General features: G+C 52.9%; 16 protein-coding genes and 2 pseudogenes. 16 read left to right on the top strand and 2 right to left on the bottom strand.

Features of this window, described 5'->3' with window-relative positions; all coding sequences use genetic code 11:
- Positions 1-8 precede the first annotated feature (8 nt).
- The 6 genes from QT231_RS16265 (at position 9) to QT231_RS16240 (ending at position 7903) form a co-directional block, all read left to right on the top strand.
- On the top strand, positions 9-1259 hold the full coding sequence (locus QT231_RS16265) for a sarcosine oxidase subunit beta family protein (protein WP_308337896.1): 1251 nt from the start codon (positions 9-11) through the stop codon (positions 1257-1259).
- Between the two features lie 24 nt (positions 1260-1283).
- Positions 1284-1625 carry a sarcosine oxidase subunit delta gene (locus tag QT231_RS16260; RefSeq protein WP_308337895.1) on the top strand — a complete coding sequence of 114 codons (342 nt, stop codon included), beginning with the start codon at positions 1284-1286 and terminating at the stop codon, positions 1623-1625.
- Positions 1622-4681, top strand: coding sequence for a sarcosine oxidase subunit alpha family protein (locus tag QT231_RS16255; protein ID WP_308337894.1), 3060 nt, complete (start codon positions 1622-1624; stop codon positions 4679-4681). The genes QT231_RS16260 and QT231_RS16255 overlap by 4 nt, the downstream gene beginning before the upstream one ends.
- Entirely contained in the window at positions 4674-5306 is a 633-nt protein-coding gene (locus tag QT231_RS16250; protein WP_308337893.1) for a sarcosine oxidase subunit gamma family protein, read from the top strand. The genes QT231_RS16255 and QT231_RS16250 overlap by 8 nt, the downstream gene beginning before the upstream one ends.
- 75 nt (positions 5307-5381) lie before the next feature.
- Positions 5382-6248, top strand: coding sequence for a formyltetrahydrofolate deformylase (gene purU / locus QT231_RS16245; RefSeq protein ID WP_308337892.1), 867 nt, complete (start codon positions 5382-5384; stop codon positions 6246-6248).
- 272 nt (positions 6249-6520) lie between these two features.
- Positions 6521-7903, top strand: coding sequence for an L-serine ammonia-lyase (locus QT231_RS16240; protein WP_308337891.1), 1383 nt, complete (start codon positions 6521-6523; stop codon positions 7901-7903).
- Between the two features lie 287 nt (positions 7904-8190).
- Here the strand turns inward: QT231_RS16240 and mapR are convergent, their stop codons facing one another.
- The gene (gene mapR / locus QT231_RS16235) at positions 8191-9600 is read right to left on the bottom strand and encodes a GntR family transcriptional regulator MpaR (RefSeq protein ID WP_308337906.1); all 1410 of its coding nucleotides are present in this window, start codon (positions 9598-9600) and stop codon (positions 8191-8193) included.
- A 346-nt stretch (positions 9601-9946) separates the two neighbouring features.
- On the opposite strand from mapR, the gene ccoG reads away from it, so the two are divergent.
- Both ccoG and QT231_RS16225 read left to right on the top strand, forming a co-directional pair.
- Positions 9947-11395 (top strand): cytochrome c oxidase accessory protein CcoG, encoded by a 1449-nt coding sequence (ccoG, locus tag QT231_RS16230; protein ID WP_308337890.1) that lies wholly within the window; start codon positions 9947-9949, stop codon positions 11393-11395.
- Between the two features lie 176 nt (positions 11396-11571).
- Entirely contained in the window at positions 11572-12243 is a 672-nt protein-coding gene (locus QT231_RS16225) for a hypothetical protein (RefSeq protein ID WP_215091583.1), read from the top strand.
- 11 nt (positions 12244-12254) lie between these two features.
- Here QT231_RS16225 and QT231_RS16220 read toward each other — a convergent pair whose 3' ends face one another.
- Positions 12255-13364, bottom strand: a complete 1110-nt coding sequence (locus QT231_RS16220; protein WP_308337889.1) for a metal ABC transporter solute-binding protein, Zn/Mn family — start codon at positions 13362-13364, stop codon at positions 12255-12257.
- A gap of 115 nt (positions 13365-13479) precedes the next feature.
- Between QT231_RS16220 and QT231_RS16215 the strand changes: the two genes are divergently transcribed.
- From QT231_RS16215 to QT231_RS16180, 8 genes and pseudogenes are all read left to right on the top strand, one after another.
- A complete protein-coding gene (locus QT231_RS16215; RefSeq protein ID WP_308337888.1) occupies positions 13480-14223 on the top strand; it encodes a metal ABC transporter ATP-binding protein in 744 nt (247 codons plus the stop codon).
- Positions 14213-15021, top strand: a pseudogene (locus QT231_RS16210) (metal ABC transporter permease). Before QT231_RS16215 ends, QT231_RS16210 begins: the two are co-directional and overlap by 11 nt.
- Positions 15022-15053: 32 nt before the next feature.
- A complete protein-coding gene (locus tag QT231_RS16205; protein WP_308337887.1) occupies positions 15054-15716 on the top strand; it encodes a DUF1826 domain-containing protein in 663 nt (220 codons plus the stop codon).
- A 100-nt stretch (positions 15717-15816) separates the two neighbouring features.
- Positions 15817-16281 carry an RNA polymerase-binding protein DksA gene (gene dksA / locus QT231_RS16200; RefSeq protein WP_308337886.1) on the top strand — a complete coding sequence of 155 codons (465 nt, stop codon included), beginning with the start codon at positions 15817-15819 and terminating at the stop codon, positions 16279-16281.
- Positions 16282-16287: 6 nt separating this feature from the next.
- Positions 16288-17403: a GTP-binding protein gene (locus QT231_RS16195; protein ID WP_308337885.1), complete on the top strand. Its 1116-nt coding sequence runs from the start codon at positions 16288-16290 to the stop codon at positions 17401-17403.
- Positions 17400-18302: a GTP cyclohydrolase FolE2 gene (folE2, locus tag QT231_RS16190; protein WP_308337884.1), complete on the top strand. Its 903-nt coding sequence runs from the start codon at positions 17400-17402 to the stop codon at positions 18300-18302. The genes QT231_RS16195 and folE2 overlap by 4 nt, the downstream gene beginning before the upstream one ends.
- A gap of 94 nt (positions 18303-18396) precedes the next feature.
- A pseudogene (locus QT231_RS16185) lies at positions 18397-18598 on the top strand (tRNA uridine-5-carboxymethylaminomethyl(34) synthesis GTPase MnmE); the annotation flags it as partial.
- A 670-nt stretch (positions 18599-19268) separates the two neighbouring features.
- Positions 19269-21938, top strand: a complete 2670-nt coding sequence (locus QT231_RS16180; protein ID WP_308337883.1) for a P-loop NTPase fold protein — start codon at positions 19269-19271, stop codon at positions 21936-21938.

The following is a 21938-nucleotide window of genomic DNA, read 5'->3' as shown; positions in this document are numbered from 1 at the left end:
GGCCCCCTATGCAACGTTATTCCGGCTTCGGCCTGGTCAAGCACGCGCTGAGCCACCATGAGAACTGGGAGCGCCAGTGGCGTAATCCCACACCTAAGAAGCAGTACGATGTGATCATCGTTGGCGGGGGCGGACACGGCTTGGCAACGGCCTACTACTTGGCGAAAGAGTTCGGTGTCAAGAACGTAGCGGTGATTGAGAAAGGCTGGCTGGGCGGGGGCAATACCGCCCGTAATACCACCATCGTGCGTTCCAACTATTTGTGGGATGAGGCGGCTGCCCTTTACGAACATGCCATGAAACTGTGGGAAGGGCTTTCCCAGGATCTTAACTACAACGTCATGTTCTCCCAACGCGGCGTTCTTAACCTGGGGCATACCCTGCAGGACATGCGCGATATCCAGCGCCGGGTGAATGCCAATCGCTTGAACGGTATCTACGGCGAGGTACTGGACGCCCGTGGTGTGCAGGAGCTGGTGCCAATCATGGACTGTTCAACCAACGCCCGTTACCCGGTAATGGGCGCGTCCTGGCAACCTCAAGCCGGTGTGGCGCGCCACGACGCCGTGGCCTGGGGCTATGCTCGGGGCGCCGATGCCCATGGGGTGGATATCCTGCAGCAGACCGAAGTCACTGGTTTCAAGATCCGTGACGGTCGAGTTTATGGCGTGCACACCAATCGCGGCGATATTGAGGCCAAAACGGTGGGTTGCGTCGCTGCCGGTAATTCCGGGGTGCTAGCCAACATGGCGGGCTTTAAGCTGCCTATTGAATCCCATCCGCTGCAGGCACTTGTGTCTGAGCCGATCAAGCCAGTGCTCGATACCGTGGTGATGTCCAACCAGGTGCATGGCTATATCAGCCAGTCCGATAAGGGCGACCTAGTGATCGGCGCGGGTATCGACGGCTATAACGGCTATGGTCAGCGTGGCAGCTATCCCACCGTGGAGCACACGCTCCAGGCGATCGTTGAGATGTTCCCGATCTTCTCTCGGGTGCGTATGAACCGCCAGTGGGGCGGCATCGTGGATACCTGCCCGGACGCCTGCCCGATTATCTCCAAAACGCCGGTGAAAGGCCTCTACTTCAACTGCGGCTGGGGCACCGGTGGCTTCAAAGCCACCCCAGGCTCGGGGCATGTGTTCGCTGCCAGTCTGGCCAAGGGGGAAATGCACCCCATTGCCGAGCCGTTCTCCATGTTCCGCTTCCATAGCGGTGCGCTGATTGACGAACACGGCGCTGCCGGTGTGGCCCACTAGGGTTTGTAAGAGAGGTGAATTCGCATGTTCTATATCTATTGTCCCTACTGTGGCGAACACCGTGAGGAAGAGGAGTTTCACCCCAAGGGCCAGGCGCATATCGAGCGACCCAAAGAGCCCGAGGCGTGTAGTGATGAAGAGTGGGGAAACTATCTGTTTTTCCGCGATAACCCCCGTGGTGTGCACCATGAAATGTGGGTGCATGCGGTGGGCTGCCGCAAGTTTTTCAACATGACGCGCCACACCGTGAGCTACGAAATTCTCGAGACTTACAAGATGGGCGAGCAGCCGTCAATTACCGCCGACAGCCAGAACCAACCTCGCGAGGCCGCTGCGGTAAGCGATCAAGAAGAGGTGCGGGCATGAGCCAGTCCAAGCAGCATCAACAACAAGCCTACCGCCTTAACACGGGCGGGCGTATTGATCGCTCCCGCACGTTGAGCTTTACCTTCAACGGCAAGCGTTACCAAGGGCACCCAGGGGATACCCTGGCTTCGGCGCTGTTGGCGAATGGCGTGGATATCGTCAACCGCAGTTTTAAGTACTCGCGGCCCCGCGGCATCGTCGCCGCAGGCGCTGAAGAGCCCAATGCCATTGTTCAATTAGGCAGCACCGAAGCGGCCCAGGTGCCCAACGTGCGCGCTACCCAGCAGGCGCTGTTTAACGGCTTAACCGCCTGTAGCACTAACGGCTGGCCAAATGTTCAGCGCGATTTAATGGGCCTGGTTGGCAAGCTGGGGGGGCAATTCATGCCGCCTGGCTTCTACTACAAGACCTTTATGGCGCCGGCCTCAATGTGGCTGACCTACGAGAAGTATATCCGTAAGGCAGCAGGGTTGGGGCGCAGCCCCATGGAAGCCGATCCGGACAGCTATGATCACCTTAATCAGCACTGCGATGTGCTGGTCGTCGGTGCAGGCGCCGCAGGCCTGGCGGCGGCACTGGCTGTTGCCCGTGGCGGTGCCCGGGTGATAGTGGCTGATGAGCAGGAAGAGATGGGTGGTTCGCTGCTGGCCAGTCGCGAAACCCTCGACGGCAAGCCCGCTGATCAGTGGGTTGCTCAAGTGCTTGAGGAGCTGGCTGACTGCGAGAACGTCACGCTGCTGCCACGCACCACGGCTAACGGCTATCACGATCACAATTTTGTGACGCTGCACGAGCGGCGCACCGAGCATTTGGGCGAGACGGCGCCCGTCGTCAATGGCTACCGTCAGGTGCGTTCTCGTATGCATCGGGTGCGCGCTGGTCAGGTAATTCTAGCCACGGGCGCCCACGAACGGCCGCTTGTTTATGCGGGTAACGACGTACCGGGCAATCTATTGGCGGGCGCTGTATCGACCTATATCCGCCGCTATGGTGTGGCGCCGGGGCGCAAGCTGGTGCTCTCGACCAGCAATGATTACGGCTATCGCGCTGCCCTGGACTGGAAAGAGGCCGGTTGCGAGGTAGTGGCTATCGTTGATGCCCGCGAGGCTCCGGCAGGTGACTGGGTGGATGCCGCTCGCGCCCAGGGTATCAAGATCATCACCGGCAGTGCCGTTATAGAAGCGAAGGGATCCAATCGGGTCAGTGCTGCACGGGTTGCCAAGATCGATATTGACGCCTTCAAAGTAAGTGGCCCGATCCAGGAGCTGGCCTGCGATACCATCGCCAGCTCTGGGGGCTATAGCCCAGTGATTCACCTAGCTTCTCATACCGGTGCGCGGCCTACCTGGCGTGACGATATTATCGGTTTTGTTCCGGGCCTGGTGAAGGGCGTTCAGGCATGCGGTGGTGCCAATGGTACTTATGCATTGGGTGATGTACTTGCCGAGGGTGTCGAGGCGGGTATCAGGGCGTCGGCTGCCATAGGCCACGCTGCCCAGCCGGTCAGCCTGCCCAGTGCGGAACGTCTCCAGCAAGGGCCTGCGGTGGCACTCTTCCAGGTGCCCCATGAGAAGCCCACCCTGCGCGGGCCTAAGCAGTTCGTCGACCTGCAGAACGACGTCACCGCGGCGGGTATCGAACTGGCGACTCGGGAAGGCTTTGAGTCCATCGAACACATCAAGCGCTACACCGCGATGGGCTTTGGTACTGACCAGGGCAAGCTGGGCAATATTAACGGCATGGCGATTGCCGCCCGCTGCCTGGGGCGCTCCATTCCTGAAGTGGGCACCACAGTGTTCCGTCCCAACTATACTCCAGTGACTTTCGGTGCCATCGTGGGTCGCCACAGTCGTGATCTGTTCGACCCTGAACGCTACACCGCGCTTCACCAGTGGCACGTAGAGCGCGGTGCCGAGTTCGAGGATGTCGGTCAATGGAAGCGCCCCTGGTACTATCCGCAGAAGGTGAATGGCAAGACCGAGACGCTGCACGAGGCGGTCGCCCGCGAGTGCCTGGCGGTGCGCAAGAAGGTGGGCATTCTCGATGCCTCGACGCTTGGCAAGATTGATATTCAAGGGCCGGACGCGCGTGAATTCCTGGCGCGGATTTACACCAATAAGTGGGAAAAGCTGGCGGTCGGCAAGTGCCGTTACGGCCTGATGTGTAAGGATGACGGTATGGTCACCGACGACGGTGTGACCAGTTGCCTTGCCGAAAACCACTTTCTGATGACCACCACCACCGGTGGCGCTGCGGCGATCCTCGAGTGGCTGGAGTTGTGGCATCAGACCGAATGGCCGGAACTGGATGTCTATTTCACCTCGGTGACCGACCACTGGGCCACGATGACTATCACCGGGCCAGAAGCGCGCAAGTTACTCGCCGAGATTTCCGATATTGATCTCGACCGGGATAGCTTTAAGTTTATGGATTGGCGATCCGGGACGGTGGCGGGGGTACCCGCGCGGGTCTACCGCATCTCCTTTACTGGTGAGCTGACCTTCGAGATCAACGTGCAAGCCAACTACGCCATGCATGTCTGGCAGACCCTGTTCAAGCATGGCGAGAAGTATGGCTTGACGCCCTATGGCACCGAAACCATGCACGTCCTGCGGGCTGAAAAGGGCTTCATCATCGTGGGTCAGGAAACCGACGGCTCGGTCACGCCGGAAGACCTGGGCATGCAGTGGTGTGTCGGCTACGACAAGCCTTACTCATGGATTGGCAAGCGAGCGCTGACACGCAGTGACACCAAGCGTGAGAACCGTAAGCAACTGGTAGGGCTGCGCCCCAAGGATCCGAAAGTGGTGCTCGAAGAGGGCGCCCAGATCGTATTGGATCCCAAGCACGCGATCCCCATGCCGATGGTGGGCCATGTCACCTCCAGCTACTACAGCCCGATTCTGGATTCTGGGTTTGCCTTAGCAGTGGTTAAAGGTGGGCATAAGAAAATGGGCGAAACCGTCTATCTGCCCATGGCAGACGGCCAGACCCATGAAGCCGAAATCGTCAGCACTATTTTCTACGACCCCAAGGGAGAGCGCCAGAATGTCTAACGCGGCCACCTTCGATACCCGTACTGATACCGCTATCCCGGTAGAGTCCCCGTTAGCCTATAGCTATCGTCACAGCGGCGCCCCTCGGGGCAGTGGTTACCGTCTTAAGCTACGCGAGCGGGCAATGCTTGGGCATCTGATTCTGCGCGGCGGGGCTATCGTTCTCGACGAGGCGGTACGCGACGTGCTGGGGATCAGCCTACCTGGCCAGCCCCAGGGGCTGGTGCAGGATGCCAGCGGCGAGCGCTCTATCCAGTGGCTATCCCCAGACGAGTGGCTGGTGATCGTGCCCGGTGGGGAAGAGTTCCCGCTGGAGACGCAACTGCGTGAGCGTTTGGGAGACGCCCATTTCGCCATCAGCGACGTTAGCGGTGGGCAGACGCTATTGGAGATTTCTGGTGAGGCGGCCCGAGAGCTGTTGATGAAAACGGTGATCTACGATGTTCACCCCAGCAATTTTCCAGTGGGTAAGGGGGTCACGACTGTCTTCGCCAAGGCGACTACTATTCTTCGTCGCCCTAGTGAAGAGCGCTGGGAGTTAGTAGTGCGGCGCAGTTTTGCCGACTACTGCTATCGCTGGTTATTGGATGCCGGGTCAGAATACGGCGTTAACGTAGAACAATAAGTTGGCAGGCCGGAGCACTGTTTCGGCCGCTATGATCTTCCGCAACGGTCTGCCGCTAATAGAGATACATTCACTATGAGCCGAATGAGTGATACCTGGATTCTTGCCGCCCAATGCCCGAGTCGCTTGGGAACGGTGGACGTCGTCACGCGCTTCTTGAAAGAGCAGCAGTGCTATATCACTGAACTCAACTCTTTCGATGATCGGCTGGGCGGACGCTTTTTTATTCGTGCCGAGTTTCGCCCAGAGCGAGACGACTTCCATGAAGAGCGCTTTCACGCCGATTTTGCGGCACGGGCAAGCGAATTCGACATGCAGTTTGAACTGACGGCGCCCGGTAAGCGCACCGGCACCGTGATTATGGTCTCCAAGGCCGATCACTGCTTGAACGATCTTCTCTACCGTTATCGGACGGGTCAGCTTCCGCTGGATATCAAAGCAGTGGTTTCCAACCATCCAGATCTGGAGCAGCTGGCAACATGGCATGACTTACCCTATCACTATCTGCCGATCACGCCAGAGACGAAATTGCAGCAGGAAGCCCAGATACGCGAAATCATCGCGGAGACTGACGCTGAACTGGTGGTGCTGGCCAGGTATATGCAGGTGCTTTCACCCTCCATGTGTGAGCTATTGGCGGGGCGGGCGATTAATATTCATCACTCGCTACTACCCGGTTTTAAGGGCGCTAAACCGTATCATCAGGCCTACGAAAAAGGGGTCAAACTTGTCGGCGCAACGGCGCACTACATTAATAATGACCTTGATGAAGGGCCGATAATTGCCCAAGGGGTTGAGCCTGTGGATCACACACACTATCCAGAGGATCTGGTTGCCAAGGGACGGGATATCGAGTGCCTGACGCTGGCTAGAGCGATTAGCTACCACTTGGAACGCCGCGTATTCTTTTATTCTGGGCGTACGGTGGTGTTTGGTAACTAAGGTTTTTGGCTTATAGCGGTTAACGATAAACACACACAGTTCGAGCTCGCTTTTATAACTGGGCTACTGTCGCCGCTAAGCGTTTTTCAGTGCGCTAGGTAGCCTTTAGTTATGCATTAATAGGCTAATGTGTGCTTAAAAATTTCGGTTTATAAAAATAAAAACTTATCAATAAAAGATAGCGTCGCTTTATTTGTCACCACATCAATAACTTATTAAAACTTTCAGGCACCGCCTGATTTTCCCCTGTTTATACGTCAAGAGGTGCTCCAATGCCTATCAGTGTCTTCGACCTTTTTAAGATTGGAGTAGGCCCCTCCAGTTCCCATACCGTCGGGCCCATGCAGGCGGCTTTTAAATATGTTACCACCCTGCGCGAAAACAGCCTGCTCGATGAGGTAGGCCATCTTGAAGTGCATCTATATGGTTCGCTATCAGCGACGGGGGTAGGCCATGCCACCGATCACGCGATTATTATGGGCTTAATGGGTGAACGCCCTAGCACAATAGATCCCTCGATTATCGAGCCAGCCATTCAGGCGCTTAAAGAGAGCCAGTCATTACAGCTTGGACGCCAAAAAGCAGTGACGTTTGTGTGGGATAGTGACCTCTATTTTCACGAAGAGAGCTTGCCCCATCACCCTAATGCCATGAGGCTCGCAGCGTTCACGCATAAGGGTGACTTGGTGTACGAAAATACCTATTACTCGGTGGGCGGCGGTTTTGTCGTTGAACAAGCCCAGGTGGATATGCCGCTAGACGATTTGGATGGGGCGACCATTCCTTACAACTTCGACACCGCTGACGAGCTCTTGGCGCTATGTAAAAAAGAGCAGCTAAGTGTCAGCCGACTAATGATGGAAAATGAGAAAGTCTGGCGGACGGAGGAGGAGGTCAGAAACGAGCTGTGGCGTATCTGGCAAGTGATGTGTGAATGTATCGACAATGGGTTAACCCATGAAGGGATACTGCCGGGCGGGTTAAAAGTTAAGCGCAGGGCCAAGCTGCTTCACCAGCGCCTTCAAGCGGCAGAGCAGAACGATTGCCTGATAGCCTCGACGTTTTCAGCGATGGAGTGGGTGAATATTTTTGCCCTCGCCGTTAACGAGGAGAATGCTGCAGGGGGGCGCATGGTGACAGCGCCCACCAACGGCGCCGCGGGCATTATCCCTGCTGTCTTACACTACTATATGAAGTTTCAGCCCAACGCCTGCGAGAAAAACGTGGTGGATTTTTTGCTCGCGGCAGGCGCCATTGGCATTCTCTGTAAGAAAAATGCCTCGATCTCCGGTGCCGAAGTGGGCTGCCAAGGGGAGGTAGGGTCGGCTTGCGCCATGGCAGCCGCTGGCTTGGCTGATGTAATGGGCGGTACACCCGAACAAGTAGAGCACGCGGCGGAAATCGGACTGGAGCACAATTTGGGATTAACCTGTGACCCCGTTGGTGGTCTGGTGCAGGTTCCCTGTATTGAGCGTAACGCCATTGCAACGGTAAAGGCGATCAATGCAGCTCAAATGGCCTTACGCGGCGATGGCACTCACTTTATCTCGTTGGACAAAGTGATTCGTACCATGCGTGATACCGGCAGAGATATGCTGGATAAGTACAAAGAAACATCCAAAGGTGGATTAGCCGTGAATGCCATAGAGTGTTAGAAAAGCGCCTGCTAAAGTAGATATAAATGCTGGATCCTTGCTTAGAAAGGATTCAGCATTTTCTTTTTAAGCGATGAGTGCAAAAGAGGTTGTTAGCTGATCAATCCCGCCATTCCCATCACAAACTTAAGCCCCAACGAAATCAGCAATAGAACGCCCATACTCGAGAGCTAGATGGATGGAATAGTTTATCGTTTGCTGTGTTGCATAACAGGCTAATATTTCTATTAAAAAACCATATCAGTTGCGTTGGTAACTGAGTTGGAATAGAGGGCCAAAAGAACGGATCAAAAGAGCGTCAGTAACCTGCCCAGGGTTTCCATGCCGCGTTCGCTGCGTTGCGTCCAGGGGTGGCCATAGCTCAACCGCACGCAGTGGCGAAACTGCTGCGTCGCGGAAAAAATCGGGCCTGGCGCGATGCTTACGCCATGTTCGAGCGCGGTATTAAATAGCCGCAGCGAATCCACTTGCTCGGGAAACTCTACCCATAAAAAGTAGCCGCCTGCCGGGCGGGTGATACGGGTATGGGCAGGAAAGTAGCGATCCGCCGCCGCCAACATGCTGCTTTGTTGGGCTTCCAGAGCATGGCGGAGCTTGCGCAAATGGCGGTCATAACCGCCGTGCTGCAAATAGTCGGCAATCGCCGCCTGGGCGGGCACGGAAGGTGAAATGGTGGTCATCAGTTTCAACCGCGATATTGCCTCAGCGTAGCGGCCGCCTGCAACCCAGCCAACCCGGTAGCCCGGCGCCAAGCACTTTGAGAAAGAGCTGCAGTGAATCACCAAGCCCTCATCATCGAAGGCTTTTACGGGTGCGGGCGGCGTGCTGCCAAAATACAACTCGGCATATACATCATCTTCTAACATGGGGACTTGGTGCTGTTTCAATAGCTGATAAAGGGCTTGTTTGCGCTCTTTACTCATACTGGCGCCGATGGGGTTCTGCAGGTGGCTCATAAACCAGCAGGCTTTGATCGGCAGTGTCTCTAGTCGCTCTGCCAATACGTCGAGGTCGATACCCTCCCGTGGGTGAACCGGAATCTCCACCGCGCGTAGTTTCAACCGCTCCAACACTTGCAGGCTGGCATAAAACGCTGGGGACTCTATCGCTACCAGGTCGCCCGGCTGGGTAACACACTGCAGGGCTAGATTAAGTCCCTCCATAGCGCCATTGGTAATCACCAGCTCTTCCATCGGCAGTTGAATGCCACCCAGCATGTAGCGCAGGGCAATCTGCCGACACAGGTCGGTGTGCCCGGTAGTCATATCAGCCACTATCTGTTGGGGCGAAAGCGCGCGCAATCCCCTTGTCATGCTAGTGGCCAAGCGAGAAAGCGGAAACAGCTCGGGGCTGGGGAAAGCCGACCCAAAGGGCACCGTTCGGTCATCCTGCAGCGAGCCCAGCACCGAGAACACCAACTCGCTGACTTCCACCTCTGCTGGGTCGGTGGGCTGCAGTGTCACGCGCGGTTCGTCCAGTAAGCGCCGGGCGTGTTCACGAACAAAATACCCCGAGCGCGCCCGTGCTGTGATAAGCCCTTGGTTTTCCAGTAAGTAGTAAGCCTGGAATACCGTGGATGGGCTGATGCCGTGATGGCGGCTGGCCTGGCGTACCGAAGGAATGCGCTCCCCAGGGCCAAGCACGCCCTGGCGAATCAGCGTGGCTATTTCATCGGCAAACTGTTCGTAGCGTTTCATGGGGTAAACCGTCGGTGCATTGAGTAGAACGCCCGAATACTCGATCACAGTGTTAGCTGGCACAGCGCGGCTCTCTGCTTATAGGAAATACCACTGTGTCTCATGTGAGAAGCGTAAAACAGGCTCAAATATAGTAATAAACAGCATATCAGAAAGCAGTGGTGTGGGTGCGCTGGTACTAACTGATACGCTTTATTTCTCTAAAACTGCGTCTGTTTGTGTCATCTCTGTATGGGCATAGTAGCGGCTAACTTAAAAGTCGCTCCTGCTAACAAATGCTTAATCATCTACCCCGCGACGCCCCTCGACCGCATAAACCTCCATTCCCTCTTTTTTGGATATCGGTATGACGCAACGCATTCCACTGCAAGACCTGACCACCGAGGCGGCGGTTGAACACCATACGCCTCCGTCTAAGTCTCCCAATTATCAGTCTCCTAGCTCTCAGTCTCCTAAGCTGGGGCATATTTATGTGCGAGAAATAGGTGGTTTTTTTCAGCGTATTCGGCGCCACTCAAACTGGCTGCTGATGGCGCTGTATTTCGGTTTGCCGTGGATCAATTGGGGCGACCGACCGCTGGTGTGGTTTGACCTCTCTGCCCAGGAATTTCACCTGTTTGCGTCGACGTTTTATCCACAGGACTTTATCTTACTCACCTGGATTCTGGTGCTCTGCGCCTTTGGTCTGTTTTTGATCACGGTGGTGGCTGGGCGCGTGTGGTGTGGCTATAGCTGCCCGCAAAGCGTGTGGACGTTTCTGTTTATCTGGTTTGAACATCGTCTGGAGGGGCCTCGGCACCGGCGCATTCGGCGTGATAAAGCACCTAATAACATTGATACGCTTTGGAGAAAGACCGCTAAACATATGGTTTGGCTGCTGATTGCCCTGGCAACGGGGATAGCTTTTGTCGGCTACTTCACGCCCATCAGAGAGTTAGTAGTGGATACGTTTACCTTGGATGCGCACCCCCTGGCGCTGTTCTGGATTGGCTTTTTTACCCTGTTTACCTACTTGAATGCCGGTTGGCTTCGCCATCAGGTGTGCCTGCATATGTGCCCCTATGCACGCTTTCAGTCGGCGATGTTCGACGCCGATACGCTGATTGTTTCCTACGATGCCGCCCGCGGTGAGCCGCGCCGAAATCACTCTCAGAAGGGCGTTGAAGCCACTCGCGCTGGCGACTGTATCGACTGCGAGCTGTGCGTTCAGGTATGCCCCACCGGTATCGATATTCGTGACGGGCTGCAGTACGAGTGCATTGGCTGCGCGGCGTGTATTGATGCCTGCGATAGCGTGATGGCGCGGATCGATAAACCGCTTGGCCTGATTCGGTACACCACCGAACGCGCGCTGGAGGGTAAAACGACCCGCTTTTGGCGTCCTCAGCTGTTGGCTTATACGGCGGCGTTACTCTCCATGGTGGTGCTGTTAGTCGGTTTCTTGAATTCTCGCGTGCCCATCGATGTCGATGTTGTGCGCGACCGCCAAACGCTGTTTGAAAGCACGGCGGAGGGTCGCATCATCAACTATTACAACGTGACGCTACGCAACCAGGATGATCAGACCCATCGCTACGCGGTATCGGCAACGGGCTTGCCAGGACTTCGCCTGCAGGGGATGGATACTATTGAGGTATCGGCGAACGAGACACGCAGCCTACGTTTAGCCCTCACCGCCGATGCTGGTGATCTATCACGGCCCAGCCACTCTATTGAGCTGCGCTTCATTGCATTTGACGACCCCTCAATAGTAAGCGTCAGTGAAACACGCTTTCTGGGGCCTGCGGGGGAGTAGTCACTATATGTTAGATATGACTGATTGTAGGGTTGCAATCTGATCCGCCTTTTTTGCAGCTCTCTGAGCCTGTACAGATAAGCGGCATACAGGCATAGTCAGCAAGTTAGTTTGAAGGCTAATGAAGTTGTTTTCACCTGACTAGGTGAGTTTTCGTTTAGGAGGTGTCTGTTAATATGCTGATATATATTGTCTTTTTTATGATTTTTGTGGGCGTGACCGCTGCTTTATATCAGGTGTATGAAATTCATTACAACATCAACGTCGGCAACGATAAAAAGTTGTCGAAGGCTGATAAAAGCCACTTAAAAGTGCTTTCTGACCAAGCCAAAATCGCCACGCAAACCCATGCCCGGTCAGATTTTGATCAAGCGGCAGTCGATGCCTTGGGCCCTAATCTCGATCGGGATATCGCGCTGAAGGCGTTTGCTGAAGAGGAAAAAGGCGCCTATGCGATCCCCTTATTGCGCCGCAAAGCGCGGTTGCGTTTTAACGGCGAAGGCGGTGTGGCTAAAAGCAGTGTAAATAAAAGCAGTGCGAATATAATCAGCGTAAAAGTGCGCCACTGGCCGTTTTGGAAAACAACGCTGCCACGTGTCGATATACGCGCAGCGTTGATTACACTGGTTATTTTGAACTGTTTCTTGGTTCAGCTATTGGCTGCCATGAGTGTTTATACGCTGGGTTATCCAATGTCGACGCCTTGGCTGGCTTGGCTAAACGACCCCATGGCAGTGATGCTGCTGATTTATGCCTTAATCTTTACCTCACTGCTTATTTCGGCGTTTGATAGATATATGCACGACCTCTATCAACTCGGCAAACTGTTTCAGAAAAAAGCTGTTTAAGAAAAAGCTGTTTAGGCGTTAGTGCAGCGGGTGATTTCATCGGCCAACTGCTCCAGCAGCGCATCGTAGAGGTCAGCATCCAGCGTCAGGCCCACACCCAGGGGATCCATGACACCGATATACGCCGATGTATCCCCGAAAACGTTATTGACCATCTGCGGATTGAACTGGGGTTCACTAAACACACATTGGATACCTTCATCATTCACCAGCGTCTGCAGCTTCTCGATACGCGCGGGGCTAGGTGAAGAGGCATCGCCAATGGAAATGGCGCCAGCCGCGTGCACGTTAAAGGCCTCCTCGAAGTACTGGTAAGCATCATGGAAAACAATAAAGCGTGTGTCGGCGCTGTTGGCCAAACGATCCTGGATGTGCTCCTGAAGGCTGGTTAACTCCTCTTTGCCCTGGGCGGCGTTGTCGCGATAGTACGCGGCGTTATCAGGGTCGATCTCACTTAGCTGCTCGGCGATGACATCCAGCCAACGACGTGCATTGGCAGGATCCAGCCAAGCATGCGGATTCATGCCGGTATGGCTGTGATCATGGCCGTGGTGGTCATGACGGTCATGGCCACTTTCGTCATGGCTGCCTTCATGACCATCGTCATGGCTGTCTTCATGGTGGTGCTCGTGATCGCCGTGATCATGCTCATCGTGGGCGTGGGCGTGGGCGTGGTCGTGGTCATGTCCATGGTTATGAGCGTGGTCATGGTCGTCATTGCCGTGGGCATGGCCGTGTTCATCAGCATCGTTTAGCGCAAAGGTCGCGCCTTCACGGTATTCCAGTGTCGTGATCCCGGACACGTCCATTAGCTCAAGATGGCGTGCATCTCCCGCCAGGTTCTCAATAGGCCCTGATAGCCAGGGTGTGAGCGCGTCGCTTACCCATATAACCAGGTCGGCATCATCGAGGGATTGCGCTTCAGACGGCCGTAGCGAATAGCCATGGGGTGAAGCGCCGGGCTGAATAAATAGCTCAGGATCGCCGCGCTCCCCCATTACCTTGGCAACAAGCGAATAAACGGGCGGAATATCCACCGCAACACGCGGCACCTCTGCGGCGGCCACAAGGGGGAAAGCCGCCAGTAGCGGCCATGATAAACGGGCTAAACGGTTGTTCATGGGGTTCTCCTGATAAAAAAGTTAATGGTTAATAAACGCAACAGTGAGTCGAGGCTCGCCTATATTTCACTCATATGTTATAACATAACAAATACGCCAAGAGTGAATGTTAACCATGCGGCTTGCTCACCCTCCTGATAGCGATGCGATTCTGAGCGTCCGCCAACTGGGCGTTCGCTTCGGTGGACAGCAGATTCTTGAGAACATCAATCTCGACTTGTATCGACAGCAGGTGGTGACCCTGATTGGCCCCAACGGCTCGGGGAAATCCACGCTGGTGAAAACGCTGATCGGTGCGGTCACGCCGACCTCGGGACAGGTGACCATCGCCCCCCAGCAGCGTATCGGCTATGTGCCGCAGCGGCTGCACTTGGATCCCACCTTGCCCATGACGGTCAAGCGCTTTATCAACTTGCCGCGTCGCCATTCGAGTCGCGATTTACACAAGGCGCTGGAAGATGCCGGTGCCGAGGCGCTGATTCATGCCGCCATGAGCGAACTCTCGGGCGGCCAGTTTCAACGTGTGCTGTTGGCTCGGGCGCTGCTGGCAAAGCCCGACATTCTGATTCTTGATGAGGCGACCCAAGGGCTCGACCACCGCGGTACTGCTGCGTTCTATCAGCATATCGAGAGCGTACGCCACACCTACGGCTGCGCTGTGTTGATGGTCAGTCATGATCTCCACGTGGTGATGCGCACCGCCGATCACGTGCTGTGCCTAAATCGGGTTATTTGTTGCGAAGGTGAACCCGAGCACGTTGCCTCATCACCGCATTATCAGGCGCTGTTTGGCGACCAGACCGCCCAGACATTGGCGCTCTATCGCCACCATCATCAGGAGGCAGCCAATGTTGGATGATTTTATGTGGCGTGCGCTGTTCGCCGGGGTGCTGGTGGCGATGGCGGCTGCTCCGTTGGGGTGTTTCGTGGTGTGGCGGCGCATGGCCTACTTCGTGATGCGACGGCGCATGCCGCCATTCTGGGCGTCGCATTAGCGCTGTTACTGAACGTTTCCATTTTCTTGGGGGTGCTGACGGTCGCCCTGGTGATGGCAGGCTGTGTGTCGCTACTTAGCGGGCGCGGCTATGCCATGGATACCCTGCTCGGGGTCATGGCGCACTCGGCCTTGGCGGTTGGCCTGGTGGCCGTGTCGTTTCTTGCTGGGGTGCGTATTGACCTCAATGCTTATCTGTTTGGCGACATTCTGGCTGTCGGGAAAAGCGACCTGTGGATCATCGGCGGCGGTGTATTGCTGGTGCTAATACTGCTTTTCTGGCGCTGGTCATCCTTATTGACCGCGACACTAAGCGACGAGCTTGCCCATGCCAGCGGCCTCCACCCGCGCCGCGAACAGCTGGTGCTCACCCTGGCACTGGCGCTGGTCGTCGCCGTGGCGCTAAAAGTGGTGGGCGTACTGCTGATTGCCGCGTTGCTGATTATTCCAGCGGCCACGGCGCGCCCGTTTTGCCGCACGCCAGAAGTCATGGCGATGGTGGCCGCTGGGGTCGCCATGCTGGCGGTGACGGTGGGGCTTAGAGCTGCCTATGTGATGGATACACCGACCGGGCCAACGATCGTCACGCTCGCCGCTGTGCTGTTTACCCTGGCGACGGTCACGACACAAAGCTGGCGCTTCTTGCGTCAGCGCATTCAATGACGGCTATCTCAACAACGCTTATGGAGTCATTTATGTCTTCGCTTATGTCTTCGCCACCCGCTACTCATTGGACGTTGCCAGACCATGCCGCCGGTGATAATGATATCAGCGTGCTGCCGCGCATCTTTGAAGACGCTATTAATATCGCGATCTTCCAGCGCCCACTGCCCGCCGATATAGCCTTCAGCGCCCAGGCGCAGTGCCAAACGAATCGCGCCTGGCAATATAGCTGGCTTGGCCATCCTGATGAAACCTTCATCGCTGACCTGCGCCGCCACCTTCCCGCCCCGGAGGCGGCAACCCCGCTGGTTGAGGATATAGCGACAATTGCCGAAGCGATCGCCTTTCTGTTTGATACCCAGACCGTCGGCATCCGCGTGCGCCTGCTCACTAGCGCCATGTGCCCGCGTTTTCACTGCGATAACCTCCCCGTGCGCATGGTCACCACCTATGTCGGCCCAGGCAGCGAATGGCTGCCAGAGTACGCCATTAACCGTGCCGGGCTAGGCGCGCCGCACCCCGACCGTCCCGATATCGCAACCGACGTCAGTGCTATTCAGCGCCTTGCGCCGGGGGATATCGCGTTACTCAAGGGTAGCGGATGGGTGGGCTGCGAAGAGCGGGGGTTAGTGCATAGAAGCCCCACGTTGGATGGCGAAGGTAAGCGGCTGCTGATGAGCATTGATCCCGCTTAGGCGTAGCTATCACGACCTCTGGAAACGATCACCGACGCGTTCACCTATGTCTTGATCAGTTCAGATCAATATCGCGAGAGCAATGTATGGGTGCCAAAGTATGAATGTAAAAATGGTCAACGCCGATGCTCAACGTGCATCCGCTGATAAAGCCAGGGAAGCCAAGCTACTGGCGATGCCCGCCAGCGACTATATGAACGACGAGCAATTGAGGTTTTTCCGGCAGCGGCTGCTGGCCGAGCGTGGCGAGATTGAAACGCACTTAAGAGAGATGAAGGACGTCATCGCCACCCGTGAGCGCGACAGCGATGAATCGGATCAAGCCTCCTTTGAGGAGGAGCTGCGCTTGGCATTGCGCCAAGCGGATCGCGAGAGCCGTTTGCTCAAAAACATTGAATCAGCCTTAAAACGCATTGAGAGCGGCGAGTACGGCTACTGCGAAGAGACCGGCGAGCCCATTGGACTACCCCGGTTGATGTTCAGGCCCACCGCGAAACTCTGCATTGAGGCAAAAGAGCGTCAGGAGCAACAGGAACACCATTATCGCAAAGCGCGCTGGGAGTAAGCGGTTATGCAGGAAGCGCCATTAATACCGGTCAATCTACTCACCGGCTTCTTGGGTAGCGGAAAGACCACACTACTCAACCGCTGGGTTCACCAGAGCTCCATGCACAACACCCTGGTGGTGATCAATGAGTTTGGTGCCATCGGGCTGGATCACCAACTGATTACCCACAGCGATGAGCAGGCGGTGATCGAAATGAGCAGCGGCTGCTTATGTTGCACGCTACGGGGTGACCTGAGCCGCACACTACAACAAGCGCTGGAAGATATTGAGGCCCAAGGCAAAGCGTTGCCCTCCCGGGTAGTGATCGAGACCACCGGGCTGGCATCGCCTACCTCGCTGCTGCAACTGTTGATGACGGATCACTGGCTGGCGCACCGCTTTAAACTGGATAGTGTGGTGTGCTGCGTCGATGCGGCGAACGGCATGGGGACTCTTGATGCACACCGGGAGTCGCAGCAGCAGGTGGCGGTGGCCGAAAAGCTATTAATCACCAAAACCGACCTGGCCAGCGAGGAGACGGTTTCCCAGTTGGCGAACAGGCTAGCCAAACTCAACCCGGCGGCTGAGCAGTGGCAGGTCATCAACGGCGAACTTTCGGCGGACTTGTTAGTGGGGGCAGGGCTGGCCCGCCATGCCCCTTATGCCGACACGGGCAACGACGCTCACAAGGACTCCCAGGAGTATCAGGTCGAGAAGTGGCTCAAAGCCGGCAGTTACGCCGTGCATCAAGCAGCTCCGTTAACGCCCAGGCTGCTCACCGGCGCGCCACTCGGTTCTTATCAGCCCGAAGGCACCTCCCACAGCGACAACATTAAGTCGTTCTGTTTTAGTGTTAACGAGCTTATTGAGCCTGAGGTGCTGGAGAATTGGCTGGATATTTTGATGTCGCTAATGGGCGATAAAATGCTGCGGATTAAAGCCATTGTCCATCTTACTGACCGGGATACGCCGCTCGCGCTGCATGGTGTGCAGCACATTTTTCATCCGCCCGCGCCGCTGCCCAAGAACAGCGTGGGAGACCGTGTATCTCGCTTTGTATTTATTACCCAAAACGTGACGCCGGAAACAGTGGCTGAGTTATACCGCTTTTTTCACACATCCCAAGAGGTGGCCCAATGACTGTTTTAACCCTGCCTGATGTAGCCAACCAAACCGCCCGCTCTCCGGCCGCTTTGACCTGGGTGGGCATGGAGGGCATCGCACTCCCCGTCCGACTAGGCAACCGCAGTGTGACGGCCAAGCTCAATGCAGGGGTTAGCCTGGATGACGCTGATGCACGGGGAATCCATATGTCTCGGCTGTATTTGGCGCTGGCACCGCTTGAAGAAGCACCGCTGACACTTCAAGCGGTTAAGGATGTATTGAATGCATTTTTAACCAGCCAAGATGGCTTATCGCAGCATGCTTATCTCAGCATCGAAGGCGAGCTTGCGCTTAAGCGGCAAGCCTTGATCAGCCCTTTAGCCGGGTGGAAAAGTTACCCCTTCACCTTGCGCTGCCAATTAACGCCCGCTGGCTTTCAGGCTGAACTCGACCTTACAGTGGGCTATTCGTCCACCTGCCCCTGCTCGGCGGCACTGGCAAGGCAGCTGATTCAGCAGGCCTTTGAGGAAGATTTTGCGGAAATCCCGTTAACCAAATCGGCGGTATCTGCGTGGCTAGGCAGCGAAGAAGGGATACTCGCAACGCCCCATAGTCAGCGCAGCAGTGTCGAATGCAGTTTACGTTTATCCGAAAGCGAAAACGAAGAATGGCCCCTCGCGGATTCTATTGAAAACTCGATTGACCGTATCGAGCGAGCACTCGGTACCGCGCTGCAAACCGCAGTAAAACGTATCGACGAACAGGCCTTTGCCCTCGCCAACGGGCAAAACCTGATGTTCTGTGAAGACGCGGCAAGGCGGCTGAATAAAGCACTACGGCAAGCGCCGGGGGTGTCAGGGTTTCAGCTCAAGGTTGTGCATGCTGAAAGCCTGCATGCCCATGACGCGCTGGCGCGCAGTGAGTGGAATTGGTGATCGAGGGTAGGCCGCGTGGCCTACCCGGTTGATGTCGATGTTTTAAGTCGACGATGTTAAGAGGCGATGCCACTTTTAGGCACAGCCTAAACGCGTAAAACCAATCATGGGCTTCGACAGCACCACTGAAGGTGGTTTTGTCGCGCCTCGTCGCCACATCTAAGCACTGAAAAGCCAACCGCTTTTTAGACGCGGGCAACGAGCAACTTCACGGTTACGGCGCAGTGGAATTACTCGCGGAATATCTCAAAGAAGCCCAACAAGCTCTGAGTGAAATCACCGGCGCCTTAATCTAATCCAGAGGGAGCGGCATGGAGCCCGTGTGCCACGTTATTCTAAAAGACGTAAAGCTGTTGTCCTGAAAAAGTTGCTGCTACCCGACAATCACAGTGTGGTATCAGTCGTCACCGAAGAAAGCATCTCTGACGCGACGCTGTATAGTTGGTTAAAACAGTGCCGAGAAAAAGGAGTGCCTGTGCCGGGTTAAACCAAAGCAACAACGGCTGGTCGCTTGATGCCAAGCTCGCTGTGATCTTCGAAACCGCCACCTTGTCAGAAACAGAGCTTAGTGCTTACTGCCGCGAAAAAGACCGTTATTCTGAACAGATCCAGCAGTGGAAAGCCACTTGTCAACAAGAAGGCCACCAAAAACGGCATAAAAGCAGCATAAATAAGACATTAAGACGATCAAACAGCTCAAAGCGGAAGTTCACCGCAAATACAGAGCCTTAGCGGAAACCACGTCATTGCTAGTACTCTCAAAAAAGCTCGATGTCCAGTACGGCGCCGACCCGAACAGAGGCGAGGACGATTGACGCCGCTTGAGGAACGTTCAACTATTGTTCTTCCGTTGTGCGTGGCCAGCAGTGATATCTTTAACTGATCACGGATGTTTACAGCCGTAAAATCATCGCTTGGTAAGTCAATGAGGCGTATGATTAAGAAAATTTATTACAAGGATTTTTTATGACAAAGCCAACCAGAGCACAAGCTAAAACTGAAATAGTTATCGATCTAAACCAACCGCTTAGTAACTTGCTAAGCGCATCTTCAAACGACAATAACGAAACACGAATCCTTCAAGAAGACGCCGCTCAAAGAATTGAAATATTACTGAATAATTTTCATATTCAAGCGAAAGAAATTACAAAAAATACTCATGATGATTTTAATCCAATACGTTGTAATAATACAATTTTTATTGATGGTGAACGTGGTGCAGGAAAAACAACTTTTTTACACACCATACTCAAAAAATACAATATTGCTAAAGATTTAAATGTTTGCCCCTTGCCGCTTATCGATCCAACACTAGTAGAGACACATCAACATGTTCTAATTGAAATTGTTACCAAGTTTGTTAGACAGTTAGATAAGAAGCTAAAGTGTTGCCAAGATGAAAGAAAATATCAACAATTCCGTGAACATCTCGATGTCATGGCAGAAGGATTGAAACTGCTTAATCAAAAAGAAAAGACAAACAAAGAACCTGCTGATGCAAGCTGGTTTTTAGAAAAAGCTCTAAACAAAGCCACCAATGGTCAAGATTTAGAACGACACTTCCACCAACTACTCGATAGTATCGCAGATATGCTTGATATCGATCTGTTCTTAATTGCTATTGACGATGTGGATACACAAACAGAAAAAGCAGATGAAGTATTAGAAGTGCTGCGTTGCTATCTTACCCATCCGAAACTGGTTATCCTGATTTCAGGTGATCTAAAGTTGTATAGTCATATCGTACGTAATAATAAACGTAAGGAGCTAAATGAGCAGCAAAGTCAGAGTGACGAGAAGGTCGAAGCTTTAATTGGCCACCTAGAACAACAATATTTAGCCAAAGTGCTTCCTGTTGAGCAACGTATCCAGCTTAAAAAGCTGGATGAGCTAAGTGGAAAATATGAAATTGAAATCAAACATATTAATCTTATTTATGAAGGTAGTGAAAAATCTATAGAAATAAAAAAAATAGTTGCTGATATCTTTTCACAAGCACTCAATTTCCGACAAGATCATGTTAGTTCTCATTTGGATTTTTTACTTAGTCAACCTGTTCGTTCAGTATTGCAATTAATAAAGACTATGCTTGATGCAATCGATGTAAAAGAAGATGAGAAAAGAAAATTTAAAGCATCAACATTAAAAAATGCGATTTATCAGAGTTTTATTGGTGATTTGGTTAATGAAGATTTGAAGTTGGAGAACTTAATGCAGAAAGAGCCTCATATTAATGCTATTAGCTATGAGTTGTTTAAAATTATTTATCGAAATAGAGATCTAGAAACAGGGTTTTACTCGCGGCCAGATAGTAGCTATGACCAATCAGGTTATAATGCTGCTAAGATTTATCTATCTGCATCCATTGCATCATTATTTGAAAGTTCCTCTAATTTAAAAAACATAAGCAAAGTAATAAAGATAATGTTGTCAACTGGTATTGTGTCTAATGTATACCAAACTTATGTTGCTAATAATCTAGAAGAAAAATATTCAGAAAAAGATTATCTTGACTACGTTGGCCTGAGTCGTAACGAGGGAGATATGCATAGCTTGGCCTCGCATATTAGTCCAATAATTCTTCATCATAAAAATAATGATGAAAAAGCAATACATTCAGGTGTGATAAGAACAACTCGATATATGGGAAGTAACACAAAAAGTTTTGAAGAGTTTCTGTCTAAGCATATAGACATCAAGAGAGTAAAGACACTTTCTGCTCTAGAAAAAACAGAGCCAAGTGAAAGCGAAGACTATAAAAATATATTTTCAATTAAAGCAGTGCTTTTTTCAGCCCATAGTGCAGCCACTTCTACAGAGGGTAGAGACTATATCTCTATCTATACCTTGTTATCATCAATTGCAGAGTTGCTTGAAAATACTGATAAAAATATTCAAAAGCTGATTACTTTAAAAAACTATATTTATCCGGCTTTTCTTAATGGTAAAATTAAAGGTGAAGAAGATAATGTGGATGATGATTTTTCGGAAAATGTACAAGAAAATACACCGCTGGGCAGCTTTATAGAAAGTATTAATCATTGGCAAGAGTGTAATAGTAGTAATGATGTTTCACACGGTTTTTCATCATTACTAATTGGTAAGGTCACATCACGGATTATATATTCTCTCAATCAAGTGTCAGAAAATGCTCGCAAAAAAATGACTTATTCCGTAGGAGAAAAAAGAGATATTGTTCTTGGTGTCGCTTTTTCTAGATTTATTTGGGCTATTATAAATTCTATGCTAATCGAAGAGTTTCGCTATTCTATCAATATTAATGACGTTGAACTTAAAAAAATATCTCAAGCAAAAAATACTAGTACTTCACCAACAGAATTGATTAAGAATATAAAAGCTATTAATAGTGAGGATTTGGATTGGAAAAATAATCTCCCATTAACATACGCTCTGATTACTTGTCCTTTATTATGGCCTTTCTTAGGAAAATATATTAATGGCAGAGGAGAAGAGCAAAGCGATTTATTTGACATTATATCTGAAGTGATTGAGCCAGATAAAGATCAAAGTAGCTCATCAACGGACGCTCCATCCTTCAGGAGTATAGCTGAAAACTCAGAGCCATCTAAATTAATTGTTTCAGCTCTCGCTATTGTTGGCTGCTTTAGGAGCTAG

Source organism: Halomonas sp. SpR1, from assembly GCF_031010175.1.
Classification (GTDB): domain Bacteria; phylum Pseudomonadota; class Gammaproteobacteria; order Pseudomonadales; family Halomonadaceae; genus Vreelandella.
Note: the sequence above shows the minus strand (reverse complement) of the source record. Positions and strands in the feature narration are given on the sequence as shown.

What these genes read in the sequence shown, in the direction of transcription:
- QT231_RS16265 (WP_308337896.1), top strand. Translation starts at nt 9, where the DNA reads ATGCAACGTTATTCCGGCTTCGGCCTGGTCAAGCACGCGCTGAGCCAC.
- QT231_RS16260 (WP_308337895.1), top strand. Translation starts at nt 1,284, where the DNA reads ATGTTCTATATCTATTGTCCCTACTGTGGCGAACACCGTGAGGAAGAG.
- QT231_RS16255 (WP_308337894.1), top strand. Translation starts at nt 1,622, where the DNA reads ATGAGCCAGTCCAAGCAGCATCAACAACAAGCCTACCGCCTTAACACG.
- QT231_RS16250 (WP_308337893.1), top strand. Translation starts at nt 4,674, where the DNA reads ATGTCTAACGCGGCCACCTTCGATACCCGTACTGATACCGCTATCCCG.
- purU (WP_308337892.1), top strand. Translation starts at nt 5,382, where the DNA reads ATGAGCCGAATGAGTGATACCTGGATTCTTGCCGCCCAATGCCCGAGT.
- QT231_RS16240 (WP_308337891.1), top strand. Translation starts at nt 6,521, where the DNA reads ATGCCTATCAGTGTCTTCGACCTTTTTAAGATTGGAGTAGGCCCCTCC.
- mapR (WP_308337906.1), bottom strand. Translation starts at nt 9,600, where the DNA reads ATGAAACGCTACGAACAGTTTGCCGATGAAATAGCCACGCTGATTCGC.
- ccoG (WP_308337890.1), top strand. Translation starts at nt 9,947, where the DNA reads ATGACGCAACGCATTCCACTGCAAGACCTGACCACCGAGGCGGCGGTT.
- QT231_RS16225 (WP_215091583.1), top strand. Translation starts at nt 11,572, where the DNA reads ATGCTGATATATATTGTCTTTTTTATGATTTTTGTGGGCGTGACCGCT.
- QT231_RS16220 (WP_308337889.1), bottom strand. Translation starts at nt 13,364, where the DNA reads ATGAACAACCGTTTAGCCCGTTTATCATGGCCGCTACTGGCGGCTTTC.
- QT231_RS16215 (WP_308337888.1), top strand. Translation starts at nt 13,480, where the DNA reads ATGCGGCTTGCTCACCCTCCTGATAGCGATGCGATTCTGAGCGTCCGC.
- QT231_RS16205 (WP_308337887.1), top strand. Translation starts at nt 15,054, where the DNA reads ATGTCTTCGCTTATGTCTTCGCCACCCGCTACTCATTGGACGTTGCCA.
- dksA (WP_308337886.1), top strand. Translation starts at nt 15,817, where the DNA reads ATGAATGTAAAAATGGTCAACGCCGATGCTCAACGTGCATCCGCTGAT.
- QT231_RS16195 (WP_308337885.1), top strand. Translation starts at nt 16,288, where the DNA reads ATGCAGGAAGCGCCATTAATACCGGTCAATCTACTCACCGGCTTCTTG.
- folE2 (WP_308337884.1), top strand. Translation starts at nt 17,400, where the DNA reads ATGACTGTTTTAACCCTGCCTGATGTAGCCAACCAAACCGCCCGCTCT.
- QT231_RS16180 (WP_308337883.1), top strand. Translation starts at nt 19,269, where the DNA reads ATGACAAAGCCAACCAGAGCACAAGCTAAAACTGAAATAGTTATCGAT.